Origin of the sequence: Proteus sp. LHD240705, from assembly GCF_047921555.1 — a bacterium.
Lineage (GTDB): Bacteria > Pseudomonadota > Gammaproteobacteria > Enterobacterales > Enterobacteriaceae > Proteus.
This window is the reverse complement of record NZ_JBLRMI010000005.1, coordinates 69749-85427: the sequence shown is the minus strand read 5'-3', so window position 1 is coordinate 85427 and position 15679 is coordinate 69749. Positions and strand designations below refer to the sequence as shown.

Below are 15679 nucleotides of genomic sequence, written 5' to 3'. Positions count from 1 at the left end.
GGTGTGCAAGCAAATGAATAGTATGATAATGCAAAATTGCAGTCAGAGCATTGAAGATTTGAGGAGTCTATGCGCTATTGGGGAAAATTATTAGGCCTTACCATTGGTAGTTTTGCAGGAATAGGCTTTTGGGGCATTGTTATTGGTGTTTTTCTTGGGCACCTCTATGACATGCAACGAAGTAAATTAGGAAGTGGTGGGCGCTATACGCGTGATAGACAAGCTTTTTTCTTTGCCGCAACCTTTCAAGTTTTAGGCCATCTGACAAAATCAAAAGGGCGAGTGACTCAAACCGATATCTCTCTTGCCAGCGAATTAATGGATCGCATGAATCTGCATGGTGTTGGTCGCCAAGCCGCGCAACAAGCTTTTAGAGAAGGCAAATCACCCGATTTTCCATTAAGAGCCACATTGCAACGTGTTCGGCAAATTTGTGTTGGGCGCCGTGACTTACTTCAGATGTTTCTGGAAATCCAATTACAAGCTGCTTTTGCAGATGGTCAACTGCATCCAAATGAAAGAAAAATGTTGTTTATCATTATCGATGAGCTAGGTTTTTCTCGTGCGCATTTTGAACATATATTAGCAATGATGCAGGCTGGTCAGAATTTTCATTATCAAAATGGACAGGGTTATCAGCCCCAACCTCAAGGTCCAACGCTCTCTGATGCGTGTAAGGTACTTGGCGTCGATGAGAATGATGATGTTAAAACCATAAAAAGAGCTTATAGAAAATTGATGGGAGAACATCATCCGGATAAACTTGTAGCGAAAGGTTTACCGCCAGAAATGATGGAAATCGCAAAACAAAAAGCACAGTCTATACAAGTTGCTTACGATTTGATTAAAAAAGAAAAAGGATTTCGTTAACATCTTGTAAAAGAAGATGAGAAAAGAGAGAATTATTCCGTGATAGAGATAACTTAGACTGAGTTGAGTTTATTATTTATCACGGTAAAATATAAGTGAAATTTAATTATTTCATTCTCTCTTCTCTTAAAAAAGGAACTATATCCATGTCAAACGTCCGTGTTCTTGTTGGGGTTATGGGATTAGCGCTTTGCCTGCTCCTTGCTTCATTGAGTTCAGTGACTGTTTTAGTGTCATAAGACACTAAAAATCGGCAAGGCATTCAAAATGTATCGGGGATCGAAAAGCAGGATGCGTAATAAATAATTCCTGAGCATGTAACTGCAGGCGAGGCGCCATCGCTCTTGCCTGTGGGTGTGCATAAAAGCGATCCCCAAGAATTGGATGCCCCAACGCTAGCATATGTACCCGCAATTGATGTGAACGCCCAGTAATTGGTGAGAGTTTCACTCTTGTCGCATTCTCTTCATATTCCAACACTTCATAAAAAGTTTGCGCCGCTTTCCCTGTTTCATGACAGACTTTTTGTTTTGGTCGATTAGGCCAATCACAAATCAAAGGTAAATCAACCAAACCCTCTTCTTTTTCGATATGTCCCCAAACGCGTGCGATATAGGTTTTTTTGGGTTCACGTTCACGAAATTGACGCTTTAGTTCACGCTCTGCTTCTTTATTTAGTGCAACAACAATAACGCCACTGGTTGCCATATCAAGGCGATGCACACATTCAGCATTAGGAAATTCAGCTTTAATGCGCGACATAATACTGTCGTTATGCTCTGGCGCTTTGCCCGGTACTGACAGTAATCCGCTGGGTTTATTGACGGCAATAATATGCTCATCTTGATATAAAACATGTAACCAAGGATCTGTCGGCGGGTTATACACTTCCATCATGGTGGATATCTCATCAAAACAACGGGGAGTAAAATACTCCCCGCTTTAACGGTGATTATTGGTGGGTAACAACAATGAGGCGAATTGAATCTAAACGCCACGTTGCTTCATCTAAATGGTTAAGAATATGAGCACGTTCATTTTCAATTGCTTCGACTTCATCATCACGAATATTTGGGTTTACCGCACGTAAAGCTTCTAAGCGCGACAATTCATGAGTCAGCACGCGATCCGCTTCTTCTTTCGCTTTTTGGATAAGTCCTTTCGCTTCAACTTCCATTAACGGTTCAGAAGCTTTAAGTACATGGTGGACTTCACTTTGTACCGCATTGACCAGTTTGCTCGAAGTATGACGATTAACCGCATTTAATTGGCGATTAAAGCTTTCAAACTCAACTTGAGATGCAAGATTATTACCTTTCAGATCAAGTAATAAGCGAACTGGTGTTGCCGGTAAGAAACGACTTAAGTGAAGATGTTTAGGCGCTTGCGCTTCGACCACATAAATCAGTTCCACTAACAGCGTTCCCACTGGCAATGCTTTATTTTTTAGTAAAGAAACGGCACAACTTCCTGTATCGCCAGACAAAATTAAATCTAAGCCATTACGGATAATTGGGTGTTCCCAACTAATAAATTGGGTATCTTCACGAGATAATGCTTGCTCTCTATCAAATGTGATGGTGCAACCATCTTGCGGTAATCCTGGGAAATCAGGCACTAACATATGATCGGATGGCGTTAAAATAATTAAGCTATCACTGCGATCTTCTTGATTAATACCGACGATATCAAATAAGTTTAGTGCAAAGTTCACTAACTCAGGATCGTTATCTTGCGCTGCAATCTCACCTGCTAATTCAACACCAACTTCACCACCGTTAGAATGCATTTCTAATAGGCGGTCGCGGCCTTGCTCAAGTTTGAGCTTCATTTCATCATGCTGTTTACGGCAAGCAGCGATAAACTCGTCAAAGTCCGCTAATTCATTAGGTTGCGCAAGGTAATTGACGAGAGCATCATATTTGCTGTCATAAATAGTACGACCTGTTGGACAAGTATGCTCAAAGGCATCTAAGCCTTCGTGATACCAACGCAATAATACGGATTGAGCCGTACCTTCAAGATAAGGAATGCTAATATCAATGTCGCGATTTTGACCAATTCGATCGAGGCGACCAATACGTTGTTCTAGTAAATCAGGGTTAAATGGCAGATCAAACATAACCAGTTGATTAGCAAACTGGAAGTTACGTCCTTCAGAGCCGATTTCTGAACATAGTAGAACTTGCGCGCCTTCTTCTTCAGACGCGAAATAAGCAGCTGCACGGTCGCGTTCAAGTAATGACATACCTTCGTGGAAGACTGCCGCGCGAATACCTTCACGCTCACGTAAAACTTGTTCTAATTGCAGTGCGGTTGCTGCTTGAGCACAAATTACCAGTACTTTTTCATTACGATTTGCAGTTAAGAAACCCAGTAACCATTCAACACGAGGGTCAAAGTTCCACCATGTTGCATTTTCACCTTCGAATTCTTGGTAAATACGTTCAGGGTAGAGCATCTCTTTTGCACGAACTTCGAGGTTCTTTTTCGCTGCCATAATTTCAGCCACTTTAATTGCGGTTTGATATTGTGTTGGCAGTGGCATTTTTATCGCGTGAAGTAAGCGATTCGGGAAACCTTTAACACCAGAACGAGTGTTACGGAATAACAAACGACCTGTTCCGTGTCTGTCCATTAGCATATGGATAAGTTCTTGGCGGGATTTAGTACGTTCTTCACCTTGGGTATTTGCCGCTTTCAGTAATGGCTCAACATCTTGCTCGCTGATCATTTCACTGATGATATTTTGTTGTTCGGTATTTAAATCATCTTCTGATAGCAAAATAGTGACAGCATCAGCAACAGGGCGATATTTTTGTTGCTCATTAATAAATTCGTTGTAGTCATGGAAACGGCTTGGATCGAGCAGACGTAAACGGGCAAAGTGGCTTTCTTGACCTAATTGCTCAGGGGTTGCGGTTAATAGCAATACCGAAGGAATAGATTCAGCTAATTCTTCAATTACTTGATATTCACGGCTTGGAGCATCTTCACTCCAAACAAGGTGATGAGCTTCATCGACAACTAACATATCCCATGTTGCTTCAACCAAGTGTTCAAAACGTTGTTTGTTTTTACGCACAAAATCTAAAGAGCAGATGATCATCTGTTCTGTTTCAAATGGATTATCGCTATCTAATAAAGATTCGCTATAACGGCTATCATCAAACAGTGAGAAACGGAGGTTGAAACGGCGTAACATTTCAACTAACCACTGATGTTGTAAGCTTTCAGGCACAATAATCAACACGCGCTCAGCACGACCATCCATTAATTGTTGATGGATAATCATACCAGCTTCAATCGTTTTACCTAAACCCACTTCATCAGCTAATAATACACGAGGGTTATGACGTTTACCCACTTCATTGGCGATATAAAGCTGATGAGGAATAAGGCTTGCGCGGATACCACGTAAACCACTTTGTGCTTGCTTAAACTGCTCGCTCATAAACTTACGAGCGCGGTAGCGTAATGCAAAGCGATCCATACGGTCGATTTGACCTGCAAAAAGGCGATCTTGAGGCTTATTAAAAGTGAGTTTGTTATCTAAGAACACTTCACGTAATTGTGCAGGCTCTTCAGTGTCTAAACGTACACCCTGATAGATAAGTAGGCCGTTATCTTCTACAACGTTATCGATGGCGAGTTTCCAGCCTTCGTGACTGGTGACGGTATCCCCTGCATTGAACATCACCCGCGTTATTGGTGCATCATGACGGGAGTAAAGGCGGTTTTCGCCACAGGCAGGAAAAAGTAAGGTAACCATGCGGGCATCAATTGCCACAACAGTACCCAGTCCAAGCTCGCTTTCAGTATCGCTAATCCAACGTTGACCAAGAGTAAAAGGCATATATATAAACTCAGCTCTCAAATATATAATTTAGGAATTATTAATGAATGCAGTATTGCGGTGTTGTCATTAAAATCTGCGGGATAAAAAGTGCTTGTTCCTTGAACAAAGAAAAGCTAATTATCACCAAAGGGGCGTTATGTTAATAGATGCAAAGCAAACCGTCACCTGCAAAATGACACAACTTAAAATGAGAGTGTCATTTGCCCATTTAACAAGGTTGAAAAATCATCTTGTATAAAAGGTAGGATTGCATCTGCAATAGGCATTAATTGCTTATTGATATAGTGCTCATAATCAGGTGCAGTGGTAATGTGCTCTAATGGCTCAGGCCCCAAGAGGGTAATTATATAACTAATCCAACCGCCTTGCTGATATTGTTGAGGTCTATTTTGGGATAAATTATATTCATCCGCCTTACGTGCTGCTTTGACGTGAGGGGGGACGTGGTGCTGATATTCTGATAATTTTCGACGTAATCTTTTACGATACACTAATCTCTCATCATATTTTCCCGCAAGCGTATCCGCAACATAATCACGAATAAACTGCTGATAAGGTTGCTGATGAAAAATGCGTGTATAAAGCTCTTGTTGAAATTTTTGAGCAAGGGGAGTCCAATCTGTTCTGACGGTTTCTAATCCTTTAAATACCATTTTATCATTGCTGAGTCCGGCGTAGCGTTTCTTGCTACCCGTTTCCATACCTCGGATGGTAGGCATTAAAAAGCGGCGGTAATGGGTTTCGTATTCTAGTTCTAATTTGCAATCTAGTTGGTAGTTTTCAAAGAGATGTGTTTTCCACCATTGATTTACCTCTTGTACTAATTGATACCCAATCTGTTGTGTTTGTTGTTCTGTGTGAGGTGACTTCAGCCAAACAAAGGTTGAATCCGTATCGCCATAAATAACTTGATAACCTTTGGCCTCAATTAATTCTCGTGTTTTTTTCATAATTTCATGACCTCGTAGCGTAATGGAAGACGCTAAACGAGGATCAAAAAAGCGACAACCCACAGAGCCTAAAACACCATAAAAAGCATTCATAATGATTTTGAGCGCTTGAGAGAGCGGGGCATTTTTATGTAATTTGGCATTATCTCTTTCATGCCAAATTTGCGACACAATAGCGGGTAAACAGTGCAGTTCTCGTGAAAATCGTGCTTGGCGAAATCCAGAAATAGAAAACTTTTCGTCAGGTTGGTGCATTCCTTCAATCATTCCTACTGGATCGATTAAAAAAGTACGAATAATAGAGGGATAAAGGCTTTTGTAATCAAGCACAACAACAGAATCATATAAGCCGGGAGCAGAATCCATCACAAAGCCACCGGGGCTATGCTCTTCAGGTTTTTCACCTTGATTAGGCGCGACATATCCAATGCGATGCATTGAGGGTAAGTAGAGGTGAGTAAAAGCCGCGACAGAGCCACCGCTTCTATCAACTGAAAGCCCTGTAACACAGGCTCTTTCTAATAAGAATGCCATAAGAGATGTCGCATCAAAGATACGGTTCACTAAGACACAATCTTGCCAATTATAATAAGCCAGTGCAGGTTTATCTTCTTTAAAGCGCCGATTAATTTCATCCATTCTGGCATAAGGTGTATCAATGGCTTTACCTTCACCTAACAGTGTTTGAGCAACCGATTCGAGGCTAAAAGAGGGAAAATTCCACGTCGCCATTTTCAATGCTTCAATGCCATCGATAATTAAACGACCTTGAGCCGATGCAAAAAAATGTCCTTTTTTAAATCCATGCTCACGCCATTCTAACGGGCTATTTTGACGACCTAATAATAAACTGACGCCATACCGTTGGGCATGCGTGTACAAAATACGTAGATCGAATTGAATTAAATTCCAACCAATAATGGCATCGGGATCATAGTGTTGTATCCATTCATTTAGCTTTTCAATTAAACGTAATCGACTACTGACATAACATAAACGATAGCCTTGAGATTGTTGGCTTTCACACTCTGCGGGCAACTCATCAGTAAGCATAAACACCACATGATCGCCACAACCTGCAAGCCCAATGGAGTAAAGTTCACCAAACTCGCTGGTTTCAATATCCAAAGACACGGTTCGAAGCGTTGGGCGATAATCAGGAGCGGGTTTTAATGTAGCAATATTATTTTGTTGATAACGAAACCAGACTGGTGCGGTGATAAAGCGCTCCATCATATAACGTTCATGTGGGCGGATATCTGCTTCATAAAGTCGGATGTGATGCTCTTTAAGTTGTTGCTCAAGTTGAACAAGTTGGCGGTATTGTTTGCAATAAACACCAAAAACGGGCTGTCTTTCGAAATCTTTTAACTCGAGGGGGCGAATTTCAATATCAGGATTTTTATTAACGAGTGAGCGTAAAACAGTTTCATATTGACGGGCAACAAAACCGATAGCACGTTGCATAGGAACAGTCACTTTATGCGGACCATGATCTGTCGCCAGCCAATAAGAGACGACAATACCTTTTGGTGTGTCGCTCCAGTGGCGAGTAAGAATAAAACCTTGTTCCGTATGACCAATCATGAGCACCCAATAAACACAAATAATTTACTAAATATGTGTTTATTATAGTCAATATAGTGGTTATTTATACAGTTAATTTTAGCTAAGATTAATTAAACGGAATACCTAAAATAAGTGATTGATCCACTTTACCATTTATTAGTGATTGTGTATTTCCATCATACACAATCATACCGTTATCAATCACAATCGCTCTTGAGGCGATTTTTGCAGCATCTTCTAAACTATGCGAAACCATCAATAAGGTTAACGTCTTCTCACCACAAAGTTGCTCAAGTAGTGCCAGCATTTCAATGCGTAAAGCGGGATCTAATGCAGAAAAAGGCTCATCGAGTAATAAAATCGGTTGTTCACGTACCAAGCAGCGTGCAATTGCGACACGTTGACGCTGCCCCCCCGATAATTGGGATGGTAAGCGTTCAAGATATTCACTGAGAGCCACTTGTTTAGCGCGATCTTCTAATAGTGCTTTTTGCGCATCAGTCAGTTTTAAACTGGGATTTAACCCTAAACCAATATTCTGTCTGACAGTTAAATGTGGAAATAAGTTATTATCTTGAAATAACATGGAGATAGGACGTTTAGCAGGGACGGTTTTAGTATGGTTTTCACCATTGAGAAAAAGGCTTCCTTTTTCTGACGGTAAAAAACCCGCAATTAAACTGAGTAATGTACTTTTTCCAGCGCCACTGGGGCCTAACACAGCGATACGCTCTCCCGTATTAACGGTTAAATTAAATAAGAGATGTTGGTGTTCATAGGTGTAAGCAAGGTGCTCTAATTTAATCATGAGATTTTCCTGCCAATCGTTCTATTAGGCTAAAAAGAGTGAAGCAAAGTAGCAATAAGATCATGGCGGTCACGGCACCATCTTGAGTGTGATAAGCACCAATTTGCTGATAAAGATAGAAAGGTAAGGTTCTAAAGGTTTCATTACCAAAAAGAGCCACAATACCGAAATCCCCAATAGAAATCACACAAGCAAAAGCAAGGGCTTGTGATATTGGTTTTTTTAATGCGCGTAATTCTATCCAACGGAGTCGATTTATACCTTGTAAATTGAGCGACTGACACAAAAGACCATAACGTGAAGCGATGTCATTCATTGGATTTTCAAGTACTTTTAATGCATACGGAATAGCAATTAATGCGTTGGTTAAAATGACTAAAACATACGGTGATTCGGGTAATCCAATCGTATTGTTGAATAGAAGGAAAAAGCCTGTTGCCAACACAATCCCCGGCATCGCCAGAATAATCAAACCACTCATTTCCATGGCTTGTCCTGCTTTTTTAAAGTGCCGTAAGCGAAGTTCTCGGCTACTCCATAGCAACATCATCGTTAATACAACACAAACAATACCTGCACCAACCGCAATAATCAGTGAGGTAGTAAACGCCTGCCAAAGTACAGGTTGTTGTATGACACGTATAAATTGACTGTTAAGACCGTCCGTTATTACCGCTAGAATTGGCGGTACTAAAAAGAGGATCGCAAGAGTGATCACTAAACCATCGATTATTTTGCTAAAGATAGGATCATAGGGATCACGCCAATGTAGCTTTTGACTGCTTCCCACAAAAAGGGTGCCTTTTAGCTTTTGGCTAATAAGCACTAAACCTAAACAACAAAAAAGCTGGATCAACGCTAACAGTGCAGCGCGATGTAAATCGTAGTCATAGTTTAACGCTTGATAAATCGCGAGTTCAACAGTCGTTGCCGCAGGACCTCCGCCTAATGCCAATACAGTGGCAAAGCTTGCAAAGCAGAGCATAAAAATAAGTGATGCCGTGGGCAGAATTTGACGCCACAAATAGGGAAATTCAAGAAAACGAAAACGTTGCCAGCCATTCATGCCAAGCTGTGAGGCTAATTGGCGTTGTTCTGACGAAATACTTTCGAGTGCTTGTAATAGCATTCGGGTTGCTAACGGCATATTGAAAAAAATATGAGCTAATAGAATGCCTTGCAAACCATAAGGGGGAAATTGGTAATCGATCCCTAGCCATTCACAAATTTGAGCAATCCATCCCACTCTGCCATAAACCGTTAAAATACCAAAAAGTGCAACTAGAACAGGTAACACAAGACTCATGGCACATAGGCGTAAAAACAGTGTTCGTCCTTTAAATTGGCGTCGATAGAGTGCTTTGGCGAGCCAAATAGCAGGTAATATCGAAAACAGCGCAGATAAAAAGGCTTGCCAAAAAGTAAAGCGGACAACATGCCATAAATATTCATCAGCAAAAATTGAGGTCAGCTCACCACTTGGTGCGTTAAACCACAATGCGCCAAATGACAATAACGCCACAATAAGCAGTAAACCCGAGGCACATAGCCCCGGGATAAGCCATCTTCCCATTAGCGGCTAACCGCAGATTGCCAATTACGAGTCCATGTTTGGCGCTCTTTTGCGACAACATCTGCATCGAATTGCAATGATTTTTCGGGTTTAGGCATCACGGAATAGACGTCAGGTAATGGCATATCAATAACAGGATACATCCAATTGGTTGTAGGAATAGTTTCTTGGAAAGCAGGGGTGAGCATAAATTGCATAAATTGTTGCGCTAATTCAGGTTGTTTGCTCGATTTCAATTTTGCCGCGACTTCGACTTGTAAGTAATGTCCTTCATCGAAAATTGCCGCTGCATAGTTATCTTTTTTATCCGCTAAAATGTGATAACCCGGAGATGATGTGTAACTAAGCACAAAATCACCTTCACCTTTTAAGAATAAGCCATAAGACTCACTCCAACCTTTAGTCACTGTCAGCGTTTTCTCTGACAATTTTTTCCATTCAGAGGCCGTATTTTCAGGATAAAGTGACTGCATCCATAGCATTAAACCCAAACCCGGTGTGCTGGTGCGAGGATCTTGATACAAAATCTTCCACTTTTCTTTGCTATTTAGCAGTTCAGCCATACTTTTTGGCGGATTAGCAATGCGGTTTTTATCATAGATAAAAGCAAAATAACCGTAGTCATAAGGCACAAAGGTATCATCAGCCCATTTTTCAGGTAGGGTGAGTTTTGATGTATCGATATGACTTGGTGCGAAAAGTCCCGTTTCTTTTGCTGCGTGGATCAGATTGTTATCCAAACCCAAAATAATATCAGCCTTACTCTTATCACCTTCCATACGTAAGCGATTAAGCAGAGAAACACCATCAGAAAGGGCAACAAGTTTTAATTCGCAATCACATTGTTGTTCAAACGCTTTTTTTATTGCAGGCCCTGGCCCCCAATCTGCGGTAAATGAATCATAAGTGTAAACAGTCAGTGTGGGTTTTTGTGCTAAGGCTTGAGTTGAAAAAGTGCTCATAATGCCCAGTGCGCCCAGAAGGAAAGTAAAGCGAAGCGATTTAGTTAACACGTTTAGTTCCTCAGTAAAAGTCAGGTAGGATCTGAGGAGTGAGGATGGCAAATCAATGAATATTGCAACATCCTGACTCAAATCCCTACGCCAGTATTAGCTGGATCAGGTTCCACGAGTTTTTCTCAGCCTAAAAAGGCACCCCGTTGAGACTTTCCCATTGTAGATAAATACGCGCGTCGTGCAAAGTCTGTTGATAGAGGTTTACCGTTTGTGGGTAGTATGAAACAATGAGTTATCTTTCAAATTTGGTTATTGAGGTAGTCTAGTGATCGATGATGATGGCTACCGCCCGAATGTAGGGATTGTAATTTGTAATCGGCAAGGGCAAGTGCTTTGGGCTCGTCGCTATGGGCAACATTCATGGCAGTTTCCTCAAGGGGGAATTAATCCTGGAGAATCGCCAGAGCAGGCAATGTACCGAGAGTTGTTCGAAGAAGTTGGGTTAAGTCGCAAGGATGTTAAAATTCTTGCCTCCACACGTAACTGGTTACGTTACAAGTTACCGAAGCGTTTGGTGCGTTGGGACACAAAACCTGTTTGTATTGGACAAAAACAGCGTTGGTTCCTCTTGCAGTTAACAAGTAATGATAAAGACATTAATGTTCAACAAAGCAAAACGCCAGAATTTGATGGCTGGCGTTGGGTGAGTTACTGGTATCCTGTTAGACAAGTCGTCTCTTTTAAACGCGATGTTTATCGACGTGTAATGAAAGAGTTCGCACCCGTAGTCATGCCGTTGCAAGAACAAGTGTCTTTACCTCGTCCATCGTATGGATATCGGCGTAAAAGGTATTAGATAACACTATGCTGACACGTTTGCGAGAAATTGTAGAAAAAGTGGCTATGGCAGCGGGGCTTCCAGAAGCTCTTGAACTCTTAGTCAAGGAAACGTGTCAGGCAATGCACACGGATGTGTGTTCTATTTATCTTGCCGATAAACAACGTAGTTGTTTTTATCTTATGGCGACCAAAGGGTTAAAAAAACCTAGAGGGAGAGCCGTTAGCCTCTCATTTGATGAAGGCGTTGTTGGTGAAGTGGGGCGTCTTTCAGAGCTCATCAACCTCGCTGATATTCGCGAGCATCCTAGCTTTAAATACCTTCCTCAAGTTAAAGAAGATGATCTCCGTGCTTTTCTCGGTGTACCTATTGTCTATCGTCGTCAACTCCTTGGTGTATTAGTCGTTCAGCAAAAAGAGCGTCGCTTATTTAATGAAAGCGAAGAATCTTTTATGGTGACACTGGCGACACAATTAGGTGCAACGTTATCGCAAGTACAAACTAAAGGGCTTTTTGGACAATATCGTCAAAGCCGTATTAAAGCACTTTCGGTTTCGACGGGGGTGGTGATGGCATATGGCTGGCAAGAAGTCGCTCAGCCAATCCTTGAAAATGTATTTAAAGCCAGTGCACTTGATATAAAAGCAGAGCTAAATCGACTCACTGTTGCTTTAGAAGATGCGACAGCAGAATGTCGCCGTTTTAGTAAGCGTTTTATGGCGAATGCACAAAAAGAGAGTGCGGCCATTTTTGATCTCTACTCGCATTTACTTAATGATCCACAGCTTAAACATAAAATGACCGCGATAATCACACAAGGTTATGTCGCAGAATGGGCAGTTAAAGTGGTGGTTGAGAAAGTATCAGCACAATTTTCCAGCCTGAAAGACGGTTATATGCGAGAAAGAGCCTCTGATCTTAAAGCATTAGGACAGCGTTTATTATTTCATTTAGATGATGATCTAAGCTCAACCAATATTTGGCCAGAGCGTTTTATTTTGGTCGCTGATGAATTAAGTGCCAGTTTATTGGCGGAGTTACCAGAGCAACAACTTGCTGGTGTCATTGTTCGAGATGGCGCAACTCACTCACATTCTGCCATTCTTGTTAGAGCGATGGGAATACCTGCGATTATGGGAGCAGATATTCAACCTGAGCTGTTACATAATCGCATGCTTATTCTTGATGGTTATCGTGGTGAAATATTTATTGAGCCAGAGCCTTTTATTACTCAAGAATATAAACAAATTATTGATGAAGAGAGCGTATTAAGCCAAATCGCAGAAGATCAACTTGAACAGCAAGCGGTTTTAAAAAACGGTGAAGCAGTTAGCGTTCAATTGAATGCGGGATTAAATATAAAATATGAGCAACGCATTAGTGTGGGAATAGATGGTGTGGGTTTATATCGCACCGAAATTCCTTTTATGTTGCAAAGTGGTTTTCCCTCTGAAGATGAACAAAAAAACCGTTATCGTGAAATTCTCTCTTTTTTTCCAGATAAACCCGTTGTATTGCGCGCTTTAGACATTGGTGCTGATAAGCAACTTCCTTATATGCCAATTAATGAGGAAAATCCCTGCTTAGGTTGGAGAGGAATAAGAATATTGCTCGATCAACCTGAAATCTTCCTTATTCAGCTACGTGCAATGCTAAAAGCAAATCTCGAATTTAAAAATTTGAAAATATTGTTGCCGATGGTGACAAGTCTTGATGAAATCGACGAAGCAAGAACATTGCTGCTACGAGCATGTGATGAAGTTAGTCGAGAAATAAAGTGTGAGTGTGTTCCACCACCGTTAGGCATCATGCTTGAAGTTCCTTCGTTGGTGTTTATGCTGTCACAATTAGCCAATCGGGTTGATTTTATCTCTGTTGGAACAAACGATTTGACTCAGTATTTACTTGCTGTCGATCGTAATAATACCCATGTAGCATCACTCTATGATAATTTGCATCCTGCGTTATTGCGTTCACTGAATTTGATTGCAACACAATGCCAATATTATCAGTTGCCAGTGAGTGTTTGTGGTGAAATGGCAGGTACGCCAATAGGGGCATTGCTGTTAATAGGGCTCGGTTTTAGGCAGTTAAGCATGAGTGGTCGTAGTTTACCTAGGGTAAAATACTTATTGCGCCATCTTGATCCTGTGATGTTACAGCCTTTTATGCAACAGGTGTTGCAAGCTGAAACCACAACAGAAATCAAAAAATTGTCTTCTGAATTTATGGAACGGCAAGGATTAGGTGGATTAATTCGCGGAGGTATCTAGCAGACCTTCGTATAAGCCTTTTCTGTGTTGGTAATAAATAACCAGCACAGAAATTATTGATTAAGTGAAGTAGGGAATAATGAGTATAAGCTACCTTAAATTTCCAGAGATTGATCCCGTTATGTTCTCTATCGGGCCTGTGTCACTACACTGGTACGGTATGATGTATTTAGTTGGGTTTGTCTTTGCCTTATGGCTTGCAAATCGCCGAGCTGCAAAACCGAATAGTGGTTGGAATAAAAATGAAGTTGAAACATTACTTTATGTCGGCTTTGTGGGTGTATTTATCGGTGGTCGTTTAGGTTATGTTTTATTTTATAACCTACCTGTCTTTTTAAATGATCCTCTTTACCTCTTTAAAGTGTGGGATGGCGGAATGTCGTTCCATGGCGGTTTAATTGGGGTCATTTGTGCCATGATTTGGTTTGCTAAACGCACTAAACGTAAATTTTTCCAAGTGGCAGACTTTGTTGCACCGTTAATTCCATTTGGATTAGGGCTAGGCCGTATTGGTAACTTTATCAATGGCGAATTATGGGGACGTGTCACATTAGATACGCCTTGGGCGTTCTTATTCCCAACCTCGCGTTCTGCGGATCTCCAGCTTGTTGCTCAAGATCCAACAACGTTACTGCCTATTATTCAAGAATATGGTGTTTTACCTCGTCATCCCTCTCAGCTTTATGAAATGCTGTTAGAAGGCGTGGTGTTATTTATTATTCTGAATATTTTTGTGCGTAAAAGTCGTCCTGTCGGAAGTGTGTCGGGTCTATTCCTGATTGGTTATGGCGCATTCCGTATTATTGTTGAATTCTTCCGTCAACCAGACGCACAACTAGGATTATTTGGTGGTGTGAGTATGGGGCAAATACTTTCAATTCCAATGATTCTGTTGGGTATTATTTTTATGGTATGGGCTTATCGTCAAGATAAAAAAACGGCACAAAACCCAACATCTGCTCACAAATAGTGTGAGATAAATTTTTTATTATTAGCTAATTAACAAGAGAGACAACATGAAGCAGTATCTGGCATTGTGTCAACGCATTATCGATGAAGGGCAATGGATTGATAATAAACGGACAGGAACCCGTTGTTTAACGGTGATTAATGCCGATCTGGAATATGATGTTGCGAATAACCAATTTCCGCTGATAACAACACGAAAAAGTTTTTATAAAGCGGCCATTGCAGAACTGTTAGGGTATTTACGTGGCTATGACAATGCCGCTCAATTTCGTGAAATTGGTTGCAATACATGGAATGCCAATGCAAATGAAAATGGTGCATGGTTAAATAACCCTCATCGCAAAGGCGAAGACGATATGGGGCGTGTTTATGGCGTTCAAGGACGTCAATGGCAACGCCCTGATGGTTCTCATTTTGATCAATTACGTAAAGTGGTAGATGACCTGACTAAAGGTATCGATGATCGTGGTGAAATCGTAACGTTCTATAATCCGGGTGAAACGGAACTGGGTTGTTTACGCCCTTGTATGCATACGCATACCTTTTCACTTGTGGGTGATACGCTTTATTTAACCTCTTATCAGCGCAGTTGTGATGTGCCGCTAGGTTTGAATTTCAACCAAATTCAGTGCTTTGTTTTATTGGCGCTGGTGGCTCAAATTACAGGGCATAAGCCGGGTAAAGCATTTCATAAGATAATCAATGCACATATCTATGAAAATCAATTACCTCTAATGCGTGATGTGCAGTTAAAAAGAGAGCCATTACCGTTACCAACATTACATATCAATCCAAAAATCAAAACGTTGGAAGATATTGAAACTTGGGTAACAACGGATGATTTTACTGTTGAAGGTTATCAATGCCATGAAGCAATAAAATATCCATTTACAGTTTAGTTTATTCCTTGCTTTAAAGGCCTCTGTTTAGCAATAAACAGGGGCTTTTTTCATTTTTACCCTTATTTTGTATTTATTCTGAAAATACGGTTATTGCGTTGTTGTTCGAAAAAAA

11 protein-coding genes and 1 riboswitch are annotated in these 15679 nt (G+C 40.9%); of the genes, 5 read left to right on the top strand and 6 right to left on the bottom strand.

What is annotated here, in order from left to right; translation table 11 throughout:
* Positions 1-69 precede the first annotated feature (69 nt).
* A complete protein-coding gene (gene djlA / locus ACNART_RS11255) occupies positions 70-870 on the top strand; it encodes a co-chaperone DjlA (protein WP_023582748.1) in 801 nt (266 codons plus the stop codon).
* 243 nt (positions 871-1113) lie between these two features.
* Here djlA and rluA read toward each other — a convergent pair whose 3' ends face one another.
* From rluA to thiB, 6 genes are all read right to left on the bottom strand, one after another.
* On the bottom strand, positions 1114-1767 hold the full coding sequence (gene rluA, locus ACNART_RS11250; RefSeq protein WP_072064290.1) for a bifunctional tRNA pseudouridine(32) synthase/23S rRNA pseudouridine(746) synthase RluA: 654 nt from the start codon (positions 1765-1767) through the stop codon (positions 1114-1116).
* 55 nt (positions 1768-1822) lie between these two features.
* Positions 1823-4726, bottom strand: a complete 2904-nt coding sequence (gene rapA, locus ACNART_RS11245) for an RNA polymerase-associated protein RapA (RefSeq protein WP_198626202.1) — start codon at positions 4724-4726, stop codon at positions 1823-1825.
* Between the two features lie 185 nt (positions 4727-4911).
* Positions 4912-7266, bottom strand: coding sequence for a DNA polymerase II (locus ACNART_RS11240; protein ID WP_416303599.1), 2355 nt, complete (start codon positions 7264-7266; stop codon positions 4912-4914).
* Between the two features lie 88 nt (positions 7267-7354).
* On the bottom strand, positions 7355-8056 hold the full coding sequence (thiQ, locus tag ACNART_RS11235) for a thiamine ABC transporter ATP-binding protein ThiQ (protein WP_198620955.1): 702 nt from the start codon (positions 8054-8056) through the stop codon (positions 7355-7357).
* The gene (thiP, locus tag ACNART_RS11230) at positions 8049-9629 is read right to left on the bottom strand and encodes a thiamine/thiamine pyrophosphate ABC transporter permease ThiP (RefSeq protein WP_368927787.1); all 1581 of its coding nucleotides are present in this window, start codon (positions 9627-9629) and stop codon (positions 8049-8051) included. The genes thiQ and thiP overlap by 8 nt, the downstream gene beginning before the upstream one ends.
* Entirely contained in the window at positions 9629-10591 is a 963-nt protein-coding gene (thiB, locus tag ACNART_RS11225; protein ID WP_198632392.1) for a thiamine ABC transporter substrate binding subunit, read from the bottom strand. The genes thiP and thiB overlap by 1 nt, the downstream gene beginning before the upstream one ends.
* A 115-nt stretch (positions 10592-10706) precedes the next feature.
* Positions 10707-10798, bottom strand: a riboswitch (TPP riboswitch).
* 112 nt (positions 10799-10910) lie between these two features.
* Between thiB and rppH the strand changes: the two genes are divergently transcribed.
* The 4 genes from rppH to ACNART_RS11205 all read left to right on the top strand — a co-directional run bounded on the left by rppH (position 10911) and on the right by ACNART_RS11205 (position 15564).
* Positions 10911-11441, top strand: coding sequence for an RNA pyrophosphohydrolase (gene rppH, locus ACNART_RS11220; protein ID WP_036934096.1), 531 nt, complete (start codon positions 10911-10913; stop codon positions 11439-11441).
* A gap of 8 nt (positions 11442-11449) precedes the next feature.
* Entirely contained in the window at positions 11450-13696 is a 2247-nt protein-coding gene (ptsP, locus tag ACNART_RS11215; protein ID WP_196532776.1) for a phosphoenolpyruvate--protein phosphotransferase, read from the top strand.
* Between the two features lie 79 nt (positions 13697-13775).
* Positions 13776-14666 carry a prolipoprotein diacylglyceryl transferase gene (lgt, locus tag ACNART_RS11210; protein WP_109373089.1) on the top strand — a complete coding sequence of 297 codons (891 nt, stop codon included), beginning with the start codon at positions 13776-13778 and terminating at the stop codon, positions 14664-14666.
* Positions 14667-14712: 46 nt separating this feature from the next.
* Positions 14713-15564 carry a thymidylate synthase gene (locus tag ACNART_RS11205; RefSeq protein ID WP_198626198.1) on the top strand — a complete coding sequence of 284 codons (852 nt, stop codon included), beginning with the start codon at positions 14713-14715 and terminating at the stop codon, positions 15562-15564.
* The last annotated feature ends 115 nt before the right edge of the window (positions 15565-15679 follow it).

Coding starts and splice junctions, on each gene's coding strand:
- djlA (WP_023582748.1), top strand. CDS start 70: ATGCGCTATTGGGGAAAATTATTAGGCCTTACCATTGGTAGTTTTGCA.
- rluA (WP_072064290.1), bottom strand. CDS start 1,767: ATGATGGAAGTGTATAACCCGCCGACAGATCCTTGGTTACATGTTTTA.
- rapA (WP_198626202.1), bottom strand. CDS start 4,726: ATGCCTTTTACTCTTGGTCAACGTTGGATTAGCGATACTGAAAGCGAG.
- ACNART_RS11240 (WP_416303599.1), bottom strand. CDS start 7,266: ATGATTGGTCATACGGAACAAGGTTTTATTCTTACTCGCCACTGGAGC.
- thiQ (WP_198620955.1), bottom strand. CDS start 8,056: ATGATTAAATTAGAGCACCTTGCTTACACCTATGAACACCAACATCTC.
- thiP (WP_368927787.1), bottom strand. CDS start 9,629: ATGGGAAGATGGCTTATCCCGGGGCTATGTGCCTCGGGTTTACTGCTT.
- thiB (WP_198632392.1), bottom strand. CDS start 10,591: ATGAGCACTTTTTCAACTCAAGCCTTAGCACAAAAACCCACACTGACT.
- ptsP (WP_196532776.1), top strand. CDS start 11,450: ATGCTGACACGTTTGCGAGAAATTGTAGAAAAAGTGGCTATGGCAGCG.
- lgt (WP_109373089.1), top strand. CDS start 13,776: ATGAGTATAAGCTACCTTAAATTTCCAGAGATTGATCCCGTTATGTTC.
- ACNART_RS11205 (WP_198626198.1), top strand. CDS start 14,713: ATGAAGCAGTATCTGGCATTGTGTCAACGCATTATCGATGAAGGGCAA.